Origin of the sequence: Alishewanella tabrizica (assembly GCF_014652375.1) — a bacterium.
Taxonomy (GTDB): domain Bacteria; phylum Pseudomonadota; class Gammaproteobacteria; order Enterobacterales; family Alteromonadaceae; genus Alishewanella; species Alishewanella tabrizica.
Map to the genome: position 1 here is coordinate 269,734 of NZ_BMYR01000002.1, position 15,513 is coordinate 285,246.

Here is a 15,513-nt window from a genome sequence, read left to right on the forward strand (position 1 = left end):
CCCAAAATCATTGTAGATACGGGTAGGCGGCAACTGAGCGCCCCCCGTATCTTCAAGGATGAAGGGGATAAGCATAGAAAGAATTACGGAGAGTTACTGCAATGCCAAAACGTACCGACCTTAAAAGTATTCTGATCTTAGGCGCTGGCCCAATTGTTATCGGCCAGGCCTGTGAATTTGACTATTCAGGCGCCCAAGCTTGTAAAGCCTTAAAAGAAGAAGGCTTTCGCGTTATTCTGGTGAACTCTAATCCAGCGACCATTATGACCGATCCAGAAATGGCCGATGCCACCTATATCGAGCCGATTCACTGGCAAGTAGTGGAAAAAATTATTGAAAAAGAGCGGCCGTGTGCCGTGTTGCCTACCATGGGTGGCCAGACCGCACTGAACTGTGCACTAGAGCTGGAACGCCATGGTGTGTTGGCTAAATACAATGTCGAGATGATTGGTGCGACCGCCGATGCTATTGATAAAGCCGAAGATCGCAGCCGCTTTGATAAAGCCATGCGCTCAATTGGTTTGGCTTGTCCACGCGCAGGTTTAGCCCACTCGATGGAAGAAGCCTATCAGGTTTTAGAAAGTATTGGTTTCCCTTGTATTATCCGCCCGTCGTTCACCATGGGTGGCTCAGGCGGCGGTATTGCCTATAACCGTGAAGAGTTTGAAGAGATCTGTACCCGAGGTTTAGATCTGTCGCCAACCAAAGAACTGCTTATCGATGAGTCGTTGATTGGTTGGAAAGAGTACGAGATGGAAGTGGTACGCGATAAAAACGATAACTGTATTATCGTCTGTGCCATTGAAAACTTTGATCCGATGGGTGTGCATACCGGTGACTCTATTACCGTAGCACCTGCGCAAACGCTGACTGACAAAGAATACCAGATTATGCGTAATGCCTCTTTGGCGGTACTGCGTGAAATTGGCGTTGAAACCGGTGGGTCTAACGTGCAGTTTGGTATTAACCCAGAAGATGGCCGTATGGTCATTATCGAAATGAACCCACGGGTATCGCGTTCTTCAGCGCTAGCTTCTAAAGCAACGGGTTTCCCGATCGCCAAGGTTGCGGCAAAGTTAGCGATTGGCTACACCTTAGATGAATTGGCGAATGATATTACTGGCGGCGTAACGCCTGCGTCATTTGAGCCAAGCATCGATTATGTTGTGACCAAAGTGCCGCGCTTTAACTTTGAAAAGTTCGCGGGTGCCAATGATCGTTTAACCACGCAAATGAAGTCGGTAGGCGAGGTGATGGCGATTGGTCGTAACCAGCAAGAGTCGATGCAAAAAGCCCTACGTGGCTTAGAAATTGGCGTATCCGGTTTAGATCCGATCATTGATATCAATGCGCCTGAAGCCAAAGAAAAGATCATTCGTGAATTGCGTGAACCCGGTGCTCATCGTATTTGGTACATTGCTGATGCCTTCCGTTTTGGCATGAGCATGGACGATATCTTTAAGCTAACGAAAGTCGATCCTTGGTTTTTAGTACAAATTGAAGATTTAGTAAAAGAAGAGCAGGCTTTAAGTGTCGATGGCTTTGCGGCTTTAGATGAAGCACGCATTGCGCGTTTAAAACGTAAAGGCTTTGCCGATGCACGTATTGCCGCGGTATTAGGTGTAAGCGAAGCCGAAGTGCGTAAAAAGCGTTACAGCTTTAATATTCACCCTGTCTACAAGCGGGTAGATACCTGTGCGGCAGAATTTGCCTCTAACACCGCTTATATGTACAGCACCTACGACGAAGAGTGTGAAGCCGCACCGACGAACCGCGATAAAATTATGATTATCGGCGGTGGCCCAAACCGCATTGGTCAGGGTATCGAGTTTGATTACTGCTGTGTGCATGCGGCTTTAGCCCTGCGCGAAGACGGTTACGAAACCATAATGGTGAACTGTAACCCAGAAACTGTTTCTACCGATTACGATACCTCGGATCGTTTGTACTTTGAACCCATTACTTTGGAAGATGTACTTGAGATTGTCCGTAAAGAAAAGCCGAAAGGCGTTATCGTACAATACGGTGGCCAGACGCCATTAAAACTGGCTCGCGCCTTAGAAGCAAACGGAGTGCCAATTATTGGTACATCGCCAGATGCGATTGATCGTGCTGAAGATCGTGAGCGCTTCCAACAAGCGGTTACCCGTTTAGGCTTAAAACAGCCGAAAAACGTCACCGTCACTAGCTTTGATGAAGCCTTAGCTAAAGCTCCAGAAATTGGTTACCCGATGGTAGTGCGCCCGTCTTATGTATTAGGCGGCCGTGCCATGGAAATTGTGTACGATGAGCAAGATTTACGTCGTTATATGAACGAAGCGGTAAGCGTATCGAATGATTCACCTGTACTGCTAGATAACTTCTTAGATGATGCCATTGAAGTCGATATCGATGCCATTTGTGATGGCAAAGAGGTGGTGATCGGCGGCATTATGGAGCACATTGAGCAAGCCGGTGTGCACTCAGGTGACTCGGCGTGTTCGCTACCACCGCATAGTTTGTCGCAGCAGATCCAAGATGTGATGCGCGAGCAGGTGAAAAAACTGGCATTAGAGCTAGGTGTTGTTGGCTTAATGAATACCCAGTTTGCGGTGAAAGATGGCGAAGTATACTTAATTGAAGTGAACCCGCGCGCAGCCCGCACCGTACCATTTGTGTCAAAAGCAACGGGTGTGGCAGTGGCTAAAGTTGGCGCGCGCTGTATGGCAGGTCGTAGTTTAGCGGATCAAGGTATAACCAAAGAAATTATCCCGCCTTTCTTCTCGGTGAAAGAAGTGGTGATCCCCTTTAACAAGTTCCCAGGTGTTGATCCTATTCTTGGCCCAGAAATGCGTTCAACCGGTGAAGTAATGGGCGTGGGTGATACCTTTGAAGAGGCCTTTGCCAAAGCCGAATTAGGATGTGGCATCTTAATTCCAACCGGTGGTCGTGCCTTGCTTTCTGTACGCGACAGCGATAAAGTGCGCGTGGTTGAGTTAGCAAAACGCATGGTAGAAACCGGATTTGAACTAGACGCCAGTGGCGGAACTGCAGCGGCTTTAGCAGCAGCAGGGATTACATGTCGTGTAGTTAATAAAGTGTTTGAAGGTCGTCCTAATATGCTTGATCGCATCAAGAACGGCGAGTACAGCTATATTGTGAATACCACCGAAGGTCGACAAGCTATTGAAGATTCAAAAATGCTACGGCGCGGTGCGTTGCAACATAAAGTTAATTACACCACCACATTAAATGCAGCTTTTGCTACGGTAAAAGCCAATGCGGCCAGTGCTTTTGCTAACGTGAATTCAGTTCAGGAATTGCATAAGAGAGTAAACGGATGAGTTTAATCCCCATGACAGTTCAGGGCGCAGAAGCATTGCGTCTTGAACTGAGTGAGTTAAAAAGTGTTAAGCGCCCGGCGGTAATTCAAGCTATCGCTGAAGCGCGCGCGCACGGTGATTTAAAAGAAAACGCTGAATACCATGCTGCACGTGAGCAACAAGGGTTTATTGAAGGGCGTATTCAGGATATCGAAGGAAAATTGTCTAATGCACAAATCATCGATATCACGAAACTGCCAAATAACGGCAAAGTGATCTTCGGCGCGACGGTAACCATTTTGAATCTGGATACAGAGGAAGAAGTGACGTACCGGATCGTGGGCGATGACGAAGCCGATATTAAAAATAACCTAATTTCCGTTAATTCACCGATTGCGCGTGGTTTAATTGGTAAAGAAGCGGATGACGTTGTGAACGTTACTACCCCAAAAGGTGTGGTAGAGTTTGAAATAACCAATGTGCAGTACAAGTAACTGCGCTTCTTACCGTTATCTAAAAACGCCGACTTTATGTCGGCGTTCTTTTTGCTTAAACAACCTTTTTCAAATCTCGTGGTAAGTGTATCGCTATAGATTTTGCTAGGTAGGGGCGCAGCCCGATATCTGTTGAAAGACAATACCTTTAGTTTTTGCCCTGTAACTCATTTCGCACTATGGCGGCGCCTGCGGCCAAGGCATTCAGCTTACCTGTGGCAATAGCGCGAGGCAGTGGCGCCATACCGCAATTAGTACAAGGATAAAGCTTATCCGCATCCACATATTGCAGTGCTTTTCTGAGCGTTGCTGCCACTTCTTCTGGCGTTTCAATGGTATCGGTTGCCACATCAATAGCGCCCACCATCACTTTTTTACCGCGAATAAGCTCTAACAGCTCAATCGGCACATGTGAGTTATGGCATTCCAACGAGATAATATCGATATTCGATTGCTGCAGTTTAGGGAAAATCGCTTCGTATTGCCGCCACTCGTTCCCTAAGGTTTTTTTCCACTCGGTATTGGCTTTAATGCCATAGCCATAGCAAATATGTACTGCGGTTTCGCATTTTAAGCCCTCAATAGCACGCTCTAAGCACTTAATGCCCCAGTCATTCACCTCATCAAAAAACACGTTAAAAGCAGGCTCATCAAACTGAATAATATCCACACCAGCGGCCTCTAATTCTTTCGCTTCTTGGTTGAGGATAATGGCAAATTCCCAGGCCAGTTGTGCTCGGCTTTTATAGTAATCATCATACAGTGTATCGATCATGGTCATTGGCCCTGGCAAGGCCCATTTTATTAGCTGCTTGGTTTGTTTGCGCAAAAATTTCGCATCATCCACAAATACCGGTTTTTGCCGCGAGACGGGGCCAACCACGGTGGGCACACTGGCATCATAACGATCACGAATTCTCACTGTTTTACGATGGATAAAATCAACACCATTTAAATGCTCAATAAAGGTGGTGACAAAGTGTTGGCGACTTTGTTCGCCATCGCTAACAATATCAATACCTGCTTGCTGTTGCTGCTGTAAGGCCAAGCTTAATGCGTCCTGCTTGCCGCTGTTGAGTGCTTCGCCCTGCAATTTCCAGGCAGACCACAGGGTTTCTGGCTCAGCCAGCCAAGCGGGTTTGGGTAAGCTGCCCGCAGTAGAGGTAGGTAATAGGGTATGTTTCATCACAAGGTTATCCGGTTGAGTTAAGTGGCGATTAGTAAAGGCATTTATGCGTAATTGGCCGACCATTGTTCTAACAGCGCCCGATAAGGCTTAATAAAATGTTCTTCGGCAAATTTGCCCTGGGCTTTGGCTAAATTGCTGCGCTCTTCCCGGTCATAAACGATGTGCGTAATAGAATGATCGGCATTTTGTAAATTCGGCTGATAGCACTGGCCTGCAACGGTGTTGGCGTTGTAAATCTCTGGCCGGTAGATCTTCTGAAACGTCTCCATGGTGCTAATGGTGCTGATCAGCTCCAGATTACTGTAATCGTTAAGCAGATCGCCAAAGAAGTAAAAAGCCAAGGGGGCAGCACTGTTGGCTGGCATAAAATAGCGAACTTGTAGCCCCATCTTGTGAAAATACTGCTCGGTTAACGACGCCTCGTTTGGCTGATATTCCACACCTAACACCGGATGCCGGTTTTCCGTGCGCTGATAGGTTTTGTTATCCGATACACTTAAACAGATCACCGGCGGCTTGTTAAAGTGCTGTTTGTAAGCTGCTGAGCTAACGAAATATTTAAACAGCTTGCCATGCAACTCACCAAAGTTATCTGGAATACTAAACTGGCTTTGCTGTTGGTTATGCTCCAGCAAGCGCACGCTAAAGTCGTAATCGCGTACATAAGACGAAAAATTGTTACCCACAATCCCTTCGAACCGCTCATGGGTTTTGTTATCTACAATATGGGTTTGCAATATTTCAATGGACGGGAAGCTATTGCCATTGCCCGCGACATCGACATCGACCGAAATAATATCCAGCTCAATGCTATAGCGATCGCCTTTCGGGTTATCCCAATTAGCTAAAGCATTAAATCGGTTGTTAATCATGGTTAAGGCATTGCGCAAATTCTGTTGGCGACGCTCACCTCTGGCCAGATTGGCAAAGTTAGTGGTAAGGCGGGTACTGTCCGACGGCTGATAATGTTCATCGAAACGAATACGTTTAATGGTAAAAGTGAAATCGTTTTTTTTCATGTCTGGCTATCCATTTTACTCATTTGCTGCAATAAAACCGGCATCTCTTGTTGGCATGTATTAGCGTTTCAAGCGTGCTAGCGGTTTTGCTCTTCAGGTATCTGCATTCTTATTACTGCATGTGTCTAGCGGCGCTCTTGATAAGCTGTAAAACCGTCTAGACGTCTAAAGTAAATGCTGTGAGTACGTTATACGCCCAAAAAAGCATGAGTAAAAATGATATTATTTCATTGAAGTATGATTTTAATTCATCATTAGGATATTAGCTGCCAGGTAAGTCAAACGGTGGGCTTATCCCAAAAACCAGCGGCCATTTTTGATCAGGCCAGCAATCAAGCCGGCAAAGCCGGCAGTCGCACCACCGAGCATACCAAACCAACACCAGAACAGGTTATTTCGATATTGCCGTTTGGCCTCTGAACCCTGTACTGCTTTTGCCAACAAGCGCGGTTTGATCGTTTGCCATACCCGAACTTGCAGATAAGCCACGCCCGCCATAAAAAGGCCAAAGGCCATTAGTGGGGCTATTGCACCGGCGGTAAATTCGTATGCTGCAGCGAGTAGTAAGCCTGAGAGGCCAACCCAAACCAAAGCCTGATTGCGATAACGCAATAAGCAACTGCGCTCGTTATCACTGGTCGCATTTTTCAGCGGGCCGCGCATCCCCAGTACTACACCGAGCATGCCGCCGAGCGCGCCAAGTAGCGCCCCACTCAATAACCAGCCAAATTTTGCCAGTCCGCTGCTCTGTGCTGCCATGACACTGGCAGTCGCGGCAGCGGCGGGTGGGCTAGCGATCAGTAAGGCGCTAAGCACTGCACTGCTAAGGCCTACCCCTGGCGCAGTGCTTAAAATCAGCTTGCCGTATCTGGCTAATAGCTGCTCTTTTAGCAATTCCCTGACCCGCTGCAGTTTTTTCCGTACATTCGCTTCAGTCAGCCCTAATAAACTGGCGACCTGTTGGCTATTTTGCTCTTCACGATAAAACAGCAGAACGATTTCCCGGCTCTCAGGCGGCAGCTCATCCAACAGGTTACGGATCAGCGTACCCTGCTCGCTGCGCAGTAATTCGTCAGGTGGGTTGCTGTCGCTGGCAAACGTCTCCAGCAAGGCTTCAGCGTCAGTACCGCGCTCGGTCTGTGCATTCCGTTGTTCACGCAGATAGCTATAGGCGCGATAACGAGTAATTTGCCGCACCCAAGGCAGAAAGCTGGCCGGATTTTGCAGGCTGCTAAGTTGCTGCCAGGCGGCAATAAATACCTGCTGGCAAACCTCTTCGCTGGCATCTAAGTCTTTTACAATGGCCAAGGCAATGCTGCTAACGCTATTTTGGCAGCGGCGGATCAAGCGGCCAAAGGCTTGCACATCGCCAGCAATAGCCGCGGTAACGTCGGGCTGCAATTGCTGTTCTAGGGGCAGTGGTAGAGTGAGTGCTGTGTTAAGGTTGGCGTTTGGCATGCTGCGGTTACTCCTGTAAGGCCAAACGGAGCTGGGCAATAAACCACTCAGGTTCATCCAGCATCATAAAATGGCGACTGTTAGTATTCATCAGTAAAGTTGCGTTAGCAATAGTGGCAAGTTGCTGCTGATAAATAGCCTCAGCCCCTGCTTGTTGTGCCTCTGGTAGCGCACCGCTGGCACCCAGCAGCCATACTTTACTTTGGATAGTGCTTACTTTTGGCCGCAAATCGGTGGTAAGTAACTCATACATGGCTTGTCCAACAGTGCGGCTGTCGGACGTACTGGCCATCTCTAACACTAGCTGTTGATGCGCTGCTGACCGAGCCTGAATAAACAAGCCCTGTTTTACGCCGGCAGTTAACTGCTCTGCGGTCATATTTTGATAGTAGTGCTTAATCTGTTCAGCTTGTGCTTGCATATCGGCAACCTGAGTAGCGGGGTTGCGGCTAAAAATAGGCGCAATATAGGGTAGGCCATCTACTGCTACCACGGTGCCAATTTGCTCGGGTGCGCTACTTGCTAGCGCAAAGGCCAAAAAAGCGCCCAGACTGTGGCCAATTACCGCCGGTTTAAGCATTTGCTGCTGTTTGATATAGGCTAATAAATCTTGCTGTACTTGGGGTAAGAACTCACCAGCTATAGCGGGCGTGCCAGCAAAACCTGCCAGGCTAATCAGGTGTAATTGGAAATCATTTTTTAAGCTTTTTACGGTGTCTTGCCAAATGCGGCTATCCGACATCAAGCCCGGAATAAGTAATACCGGTTTACCCTCGCCAATCACCTCCACCTGAAAACTGGGCACGGCTGCCACTTCAGCGGCTTTCAATTGGGGGACTATGACGCCGCCGATAAGTGTCATAATAATGGCGAAAAACGTCCAAAACCCTGGTTTTGCTTTAGCGGGTTGATTGTTTACTTGGGTATTATGGGGGTGTTGCGTGGTGTTTTGCATGGCGATATCCTTAGTTAAGTATGGGTTACCTTACTAAGTCGCAGTAGCTGGCCTGGGTGTGACAAATATTTTTAATTATTTTTAAAATAAAAAGGGTGGGAAAATAATTGTCGCAATGCGCAGAGTGGTAATTAACGAACCCCATCGAATGCGATGGGGTTAGATATCCGCAGTGTTAAATGTAAAAGCCCTCGAACTCGAGGGCTTTAGCAGCAAAACAGCAACTGATAGTAATTAACTGGATATAAAAATAAGGGGCAGGTTAGTACCGGGAATACCGCTGTCGGCCATAATGACTGATAACCAAAGCAAAATGGCCATTAAGCCTACATAGCTAAACAGGGTCACTAATATACCGGTATCGGTCATAGGCACGATATCTTTTTCGTGCTCCTCTCTATCGGATAGCAAATCAAACGTGCCTAAAATGCCAAACAGCATTAACAGATAAAAACCAAAATACCAGGCGGCCAACGTCAGGCTACCCGTTACCAACAATAATGCCGTTTTGGCTGCTTTGCCCTTACGGCTAAACGCCGCTGCTTGCATGATTCGACCGCCGTCCAATGGCACCATCGGCAACAAATTAAACAAGTTTAATAGCAAACTTATGGCTGCAAAAAGCGCCAGAGTGGAATGCTGGGTTTCCAACCACAGCAGATAAGCAATAATCGCACCCACAGTACCAAAGGCTGGGCCAGCTATGGCTATTTTAAAATCCTGCCAGCGGCTGGTTGCGCGCTCACTGACAGCAGCACCACCAATAAACGGCAATAAGTAAACCCCTTTTACTTTAAGACCAGCGCGCTTCATGGCGTACACATGACCATACTCGTGGATCAATATGGCGGCAATTAAGCCAATAGCAACCTCTAGGTTAAATAACCAGGCCCAACCAGCTAACGCGGTACCTGCCAAGGCGGCTTTAATGGCACCAGCACTTTTCGACAGTTTTAAGGCGATAACACCTAGCACTAATAAAGGTTTAAACCACTGTTTTAATAAGGAGGGAGCAGACGTCGCCGTGTCGGAAGTTTGCTGAGTAAGTGGTGGCTGATGTAGCATTTCGGTATCCTGCTGTGCAGGGGATGCCGTTTGAGCAGATTCTGCCTCAGGCGATAGCTTTTGCTCTAATTTACTAAGCCACTTTGGTGGTTTAGCGGCAGTAATACCTTCACAAAGTAAGGTATTTCCCGCTTCCAATCGATAACTGACATCGGCATTTTTTAACGACACTTTAAAGTACAACCGCAGAGGCCCATGTTTTGGGCAAAAAAAGCGGTGATCATTACTGGTACTAAAAAACGCCCGCCCTTGCGACACCAATTCGCCGTTGCGAAATAACATTTCTTTACCCAAGTTATTGGCTTTGAGCTGATAAAACACTTGGTCGTGATAAAACTCAAACAAGGTTTGCATAGTAAATGTTGATAAATAGTTAACAGTGCAAACAGTGTAACAAATTTTGAGCAAAAGTTAAGCGTGAAATAGCGGGGAAAATGACAGAGATTGGAGCGGGTGACGGGAATCGAACCCGTATCTCGAGCTTGGGAAGCTGGCATTCTACCACTGAACTACACCCGCGAGCAGACGTGCGCTACATTAAAGCAAACATTGCCACGCTGCAAGTCACTCATTCGAAAATCATAGAAAAAAACAGATATAAAGAAAAATACAAAAATTACTCATACTAATGCCTATTACGTCAAGATAAGTAAATTCCATAGCGTTAGCCGAGCTGTTCCTAAAAAAGTTTAAATCCTCAAATAATACTTTATTCCTTTCGCCAGCAAAGGTAAGGTGATTAGCAGGGATGCTAAAGTTAACAGGATGTTTAAGGTTGCACAACAATATAGAAAAACGACTTTGGTTTATTGAATTGCTGGCTTGGTGGGAAGGAAAAATTAACGCCAGCACGTTGATGAGGCAATTTTTGTTAAGTCGAGTGCAAGCGCAGCACGATATAAAACGCTATATGCATCTGCAACCAAACAATCTAACCTATTGCGCAAGCAGTAAAGGCTTTATTCCAGCAGTAAATTTTATACCACAGTTTATTAGCGGCGATGTCGTTGAATATTTAAATTGGCTGGGACAATCCGAACATGCAGATCAAACTGCCCAAGTACCCCATCATGCATTGAGCTTGCCTGCCAGAGAAGTCTCAGCCCCAGTTATTCGTATGTTGGTTAACGCTATGCGACAACAACGCAGGCTAGATGTCGACTACATTTCACTCAGCCATCCAGATAATCAGGGTCGAATTATTACGCCCCATCATTTTGTTAAAACCGGTTTACGCTGGCATCTTCGTGCTTACTGCGAAAAATCTGCAGGATATCGAGATTTTGTACTAAGCCGATTTCGAGGCATACCTGACTTACTCGATAAATCCCAACACAACACACTACAAGATCATGCGTGGAACACCGAAATTACGCTCATTTTACAACCTGATCCCCGACTAAGCCTCGCGCAGCAAAAGGTTATTGCTCAAGACTACACTATGCAAAATAACCAATTGCACATAAATACCCGCGCGTGTTTAGCCCAATATTTACTACAAGAGCTACAGGTAAACGTGCGAGAGCAATCAATAAGCCCCGAAGCACAGCAATTAGTGCTGGTAAATATTGAGGACATTAAACCTTGGTTATTTGATTATAAAACATAGGGTTACAACCAACCTATAAAGTAGCTTTGCAGGTTTTATGTACAGTGTTGTTATTTTGGGGATATGGGGTAGAGTAGACAGAGTAAACAGGAGGTTAAAGCATGGATGATTTTTCACCATCAGATCTAAAAAGCATTCTGCACTCCAAACGGGCGAATATGTACTACCTGCAGCACTGTCGCGTTTTGGTTAAAGGTGGTCGGGTTGAATATGTAACCGATGAAGGAAAGCAGTCGTTGTACTGGAATATTCCTATTGCCAATACGACATGTTTATTACTTGGAACCGGTACTTCAGTGACTCAGGCTGCAATGAGGGAGTTGGCTCGGGCAGGTGTTTTAGTTGGATTCTGCGGTGGTGGTGGCACGCCATTGTTCAGCGTAAATGATGTTGAAGTTGAAGTGGCTTGGTTTAATCCGCAAAGTGAGTACCGCCCCTGCGAATATTTGCAACAATGGTTGAAGTTTTGGCCCGACGACAACAAAAGGTTGCAGGCAGCTAAAGCCATTCAGCAGTCCAGAATTGATTTCACGTTGAAGCACTGGCTCAAAAATAAGTCGTTTATCGATAATGGCTATGTGGTCAGTGAAAGCCAATTAGATTCAGCATTGTCACGCTTTAAACAAGATGTAGATGCTGCAAATGGCACCCAGCCACTTATGTTGGCGGAAGCTCGATTGACCAAGTTACTGTATAAAATTGCCTGCAATACCTTAGCGCATGACGATAGCTTTACGCGCGCCAAAGGCGGAAGCGGTATTGACCCAGCTAATCGCTTTTTAGATCACGGTAACTATTTAGCCTACGGTTTGGGAGCAACAGCTACCTGGGTTTTAGGTTTACCGCATGGCTTTTCGGTACTACATGGTAAAACCCGCCGTGGCGGTTTGGTATTTGATGCGGCAGATCTCATTAAAGATGCGTTGGTGCTGCCACAAGCTTTTATCAGTGCGATGAATGGCGATGACGACCAAGAATTCCGGCAAAACTGTATTACCAATTTTCAGCAAGCTGAAGCGCTGGATTTCATCATCGATAGCCTGAAAGGTATCGCTGCCCTGCATGGTGGCGAACTATGAACATTATGCTGGTATCGCAGTGCTCGAAAAATGCTCTTATTGAAACACGACGGATCATAGATCAGTTCGCTGAACGGCGTGGTGACAGAACCTGGCAAACGGCAATCACTTTGCAAGGGCTTGATGTGCTGCGCAAGCTGTTGAAAAAGTCGGCACGGCGCAATACTGCTGTGGCCTGCCATTGGATCCGCAGTAAAAATCATACCGAGTTGTTATGGGTAGTGGGTAATCAGCGTAAATTCAACGTTGATGGTGCCACACCAACCAACATGACATTGCGCAATATTCTGCGTAGTGAGGATGAAAACAGCTGGCACAACGCCGAGGTTATCGCTTTATTGGCTGGTATTGCCGGTTTGTTTCATGATTTTGGTAAAGCCAATTTTCTGTTTCAGCAAAAAATAAATCCCAAAGTAAAAACGCCGGGTTATGAACCTTATCGCCATGAATGGGTATCGCTACGGCTATTTCAGGCATTTACTGCCGGTAAAACAGATAAGCAATGGCTTACTGAATTAGCCAATATTACGGCTCAGTTTGAACACAGTGTTTTAGCAAAGCTACATAAAGATGCGCCGGAACAGGGGCATCTGGAGCCATTTGCCGGTTTAGCACCAGTTGCCAGAGTAGTGGCATGGCTAATCGTATCGCATCATCGGTTACCGGTCTTTTCGCCGAAAAACTCAAATATATCGCCGTCCTTAAACACTATTACAGGTTGGCTGTCAGATAATTTTGATGTGTTATGGAATTCCGTAAACAGTGCTGAGAGTTGTGAGCAACAGCGGCGTGAGCAAAACTGGTTTTTTGTATATGGTTCGCCTTTGCTCAGTGCAACCTGGCGGCAAAAAGCCGGTGAAATTGCAACTAGAGCGCTAAATTGCAGTAGGTTATTTGAGCAAGATTGGTTTGAGCAGCGTTTTACCAGTCATACCGCACGGATGGTACTGATGTTGGCCGACCATTATTATTCGGCGCAAGAGCCTAAAACAAAATGGCAAGATGCAAGCTACAAAGCCTTTGCTAACTCTGACCCTAAAACCAAAGCGCTTAAGCAAAAGTTAGATGAGCATAATATAGGTGTTAGCCATAATGCCTATTTATTGGCCAGAAGTTTACCGACGTTAAAAAATACCTTGCCGGCCATTACCCGGCATAAAGGTTTTAAACAACGGGCCAAATTGGATAAGTTTCGCTGGCAGGATAAGGCCTATGATTTGGCTTGTTCGGTGCGGGAAAACAGTGTTGCTCAAGGTTTCTTTGGTATTAACATGGCCAGTACCGGCAAAGGTAAAACCTTTGCCAATGCCCGTATTATGTATGGTTTAGCTGACGAAAAGCTGGGATGCCGTTTTAGTGTGGCACTGGGGCTAAGAACGCTAACCTTACAAACAGGTGATGCGCTAAAACAGCGTTTGCATCTGACTGATGATGACTTGGCGGTATTAATTGGCTCAGCAGCAGTCCAGCAATTACATGACATCAGTAAGCAAGCTTTACAAGCTGAGCTGGCCGTCAGCAATAGCGCGACCGGCAGTGAGTCGCTAGCCGATCCTATCGCAGAACACCTTTACGTAAGTTACGAGGGCAGCTTGTATGATGGCCGCTTAAAAGACTGGTTAAACAGTAGCCCGAAGCTAAACCAACTGCTGAGTGCACCGGTACTGGTAAGTACTATTGATCATTTGATGCCAGCAACTGAAGGTGTGCGTGGCGGTAAGCAAATCGCGCCTATGCTGCGGTTGCTAACGGCTGATTTGGTGCTGGATGAACCCGATGATTTCGACACTGCCGATTTACCCGCGCTGTGCAGGCTGGTGAACTGGGCCGGCATGTTGGGCGCCAGAGTGTTGTTTTCATCCGCCACTTTACCGCCAGTGCTGGTGTGCGCCTTGTTTGAGGCCTACCGCACTGGCAGAGAGCACTTCAATGCAGTGAATGCTGATGGTCGGTCACAGTTGCCTGTTATCTGCGCTTGGTTTGATGAATTTACCGCAGTAAAAGCTGAGTGTGCAGATAAAAAGCATTTAATGCAGCAGCACACGTTATTTGTTGAAAAACGGGTTAAGGCGCTGGCAACTCAGCCTGTGCTGCGTAAAGCCAGTTTACTGGGGGTAACCGCCAGCAGTAAAAAATCAGATCTGATTATCAGCCAACTGGCTAGCCTGATCCAGCAGAGTATTTGTCAGTTACATAGTCAGCATCATCAAGTAGCACCTACAGGTCAAAAAGTATCAATCGGCCTGGTACGTATGGCCAATATTGATCCAATGGTCACTGTGGCTAAGCAGTTGCTACAAATGGCAGTACCTGCCGATTGCCATATTCATTATTGTGTTTATCACAGCCAGTACCCATTAGCGGTGCGCTCTGCTATCGAGCAAAAGTTGGATGCAGCACTGACCCGCTACAATACGTCAGTGCTTTGGCAGCAAGCTGAAATCAGTCACGCACTCGCGCAATATCCACAATGCAATCATCTGTTTGTGGTATTAGCGACCTCTGTCGCTGAGGTCGGCAGGGATCATGATTATGACTGGGCAATTGCCGAGCCCAGTTCTATGCGCTCACTGATCCAGTTGGCCGGGCGTATTCAACGGCACCGCCAGCAACCAGCAAGTAGCGATAACTTGTTAATTCTGTCGCAAAATTTTAAAGCATTAAAAGCGGTAACAAATAGGGATGGAAAGCGCAAACCAGCCTATTGTCAGCCGGGGTTTGAGCGGGATGATTTATTATTAAAACATCATGATCTTCAACAGATCTTGCCGGTAGAGTATTTTCAGCATATCAGTGCATTACCGCGTATCAGTCAGCCAAAACTAGTTGAGTCGAAACTGTACTCTGATCTTGTTGTATTTGAGCATTTGGCGCTATTACAAAGTGTTTTTCCTCAACCAGAAAATTGGCCATCCGGTAGCGGCGACTGGCCAACAGATTATGCCGCAAGGTGGTGGCAGCATGACGCAACCTGGAGCGCTGAATTACAAAGGCGCAAGCCGTTTCGTAAGTCATCGCCTGATGAACCTTACTGCCTGATGTTATCGGAAGAAGATGACGAGCCGGTATTTACGCGGATTAATGATGCCGTCTGGCCACTTGAATATATCGAAGCAGAAAACTTTGTTACTGAAAGCTGGCAGCCAACGCAGGGCAATCATGCCTGGTTTACGCTGGATGCGTTGTCGGTGTATCAGCAGCGCGCAGAACAAATGGGGTTCACACTGGAAGAGGTAAGCAAGCAATTCGGTGAGATCCGCTTAAGAGTAAAACAGAATGCTGAAAAGTGGCATTACCACCCGGTTTTGGGCATTTTTCAAAATTTATAGCCGCAAGGAGGTGT

At 46.7% G+C, this 15,513-nt stretch carries 10 protein-coding genes and 1 tRNA gene; 5 read left to right on the plus strand and 6 right to left on the minus strand.

Going from position 1 to position 15,513, the window contains the following annotated elements:
* The first annotated feature begins 101 nt into the window (after positions 1 to 101).
* Together carB and greA are read left to right on the plus strand one after the other, a co-directional pair.
* Entirely contained in the window at positions 102 to 3,323 is a 3,222-nt protein-coding gene (carB, locus tag IE070_RS03580; protein WP_189480538.1) for a carbamoyl-phosphate synthase large subunit, read from the plus strand.
* The gene (greA, locus tag IE070_RS03585) at positions 3,320 to 3,796 is read left to right on the plus strand and encodes a transcription elongation factor GreA (protein ID WP_189480540.1); all 477 of its coding nucleotides are present in this window, start codon (positions 3,320 to 3,322) and stop codon (positions 3,794 to 3,796) included. Before carB ends, greA begins: the two co-directional genes overlap by 4 nt.
* A gap of 148 nt (positions 3,797 to 3,944) precedes the next feature.
* Here the strand turns inward: greA and IE070_RS03590 are convergent, their stop codons facing one another.
* The 6 genes from IE070_RS03590 to IE070_RS03615 all read right to left on the minus strand — a co-directional run bounded on the left by IE070_RS03590 (position 3,945) and on the right by IE070_RS03615 (position 10,001).
* Positions 3,945 to 4,982 carry a methionine synthase gene (locus IE070_RS03590; RefSeq protein ID WP_189480764.1) on the minus strand — a complete coding sequence of 346 codons (1,038 nt, stop codon included), beginning with the start codon at positions 4,980 to 4,982 and terminating at the stop codon, positions 3,945 to 3,947.
* A 44-nt stretch (positions 4,983 to 5,026) separates the two neighbouring features.
* On the minus strand, positions 5,027 to 6,004 hold the full coding sequence (locus IE070_RS03595; protein ID WP_189480542.1) for a DUF1852 domain-containing protein: 978 nt from the start codon (positions 6,002 to 6,004) through the stop codon (positions 5,027 to 5,029).
* A 291-nt stretch (positions 6,005 to 6,295) separates the two neighbouring features.
* A complete protein-coding gene (locus IE070_RS03600; protein WP_189480544.1) occupies positions 6,296 to 7,462 on the minus strand; it encodes an RNA polymerase sigma factor in 1,167 nt (388 codons plus the stop codon).
* A gap of 7 nt (positions 7,463 to 7,469) precedes the next feature.
* Positions 7,470 to 8,417, minus strand: coding sequence for an alpha/beta fold hydrolase (locus IE070_RS03605; protein ID WP_189480546.1), 948 nt, complete (start codon positions 8,415 to 8,417; stop codon positions 7,470 to 7,472).
* 234 nt (positions 8,418 to 8,651) lie between these two features.
* A complete protein-coding gene (locus tag IE070_RS03610; protein ID WP_189480548.1) occupies positions 8,652 to 9,836 on the minus strand; it encodes a metalloprotease in 1,185 nt (394 codons plus the stop codon).
* Positions 9,837 to 9,927: 91 nt separating this feature from the next.
* A tRNA-Gly gene (locus IE070_RS03615) sits at positions 9,928 to 10,001 on the minus strand.
* A gap of 256 nt (positions 10,002 to 10,257) precedes the next feature.
* Between IE070_RS03615 and IE070_RS03620 the strand changes: the two genes are divergently transcribed.
* From IE070_RS03620 to cas3f, 3 genes are all read left to right on the plus strand, one after another.
* Positions 10,258 to 11,091 (plus strand): BrxR family helix-turn-helix transcriptional regulator, encoded by an 834-nt coding sequence (locus IE070_RS03620; RefSeq protein WP_229796907.1) that lies wholly within the window; start codon positions 10,258 to 10,260, stop codon positions 11,089 to 11,091.
* A 101-nt stretch (positions 11,092 to 11,192) separates the two neighbouring features.
* The gene (gene cas1f / locus IE070_RS03625; protein ID WP_189480552.1) at positions 11,193 to 12,170 is read left to right on the plus strand and encodes a type I-F CRISPR-associated endonuclease Cas1f; all 978 of its coding nucleotides are present in this window, start codon (positions 11,193 to 11,195) and stop codon (positions 12,168 to 12,170) included.
* Positions 12,167 to 15,499 (plus strand): type I-F CRISPR-associated helicase Cas3f, encoded by a 3,333-nt coding sequence (gene cas3f / locus IE070_RS03630; protein WP_189480554.1) that lies wholly within the window; start codon positions 12,167 to 12,169, stop codon positions 15,497 to 15,499. The genes cas1f and cas3f overlap by 4 nt, the downstream gene beginning before the upstream one ends.
* Positions 15,500 to 15,513: the final 14 nt, after the last annotated feature.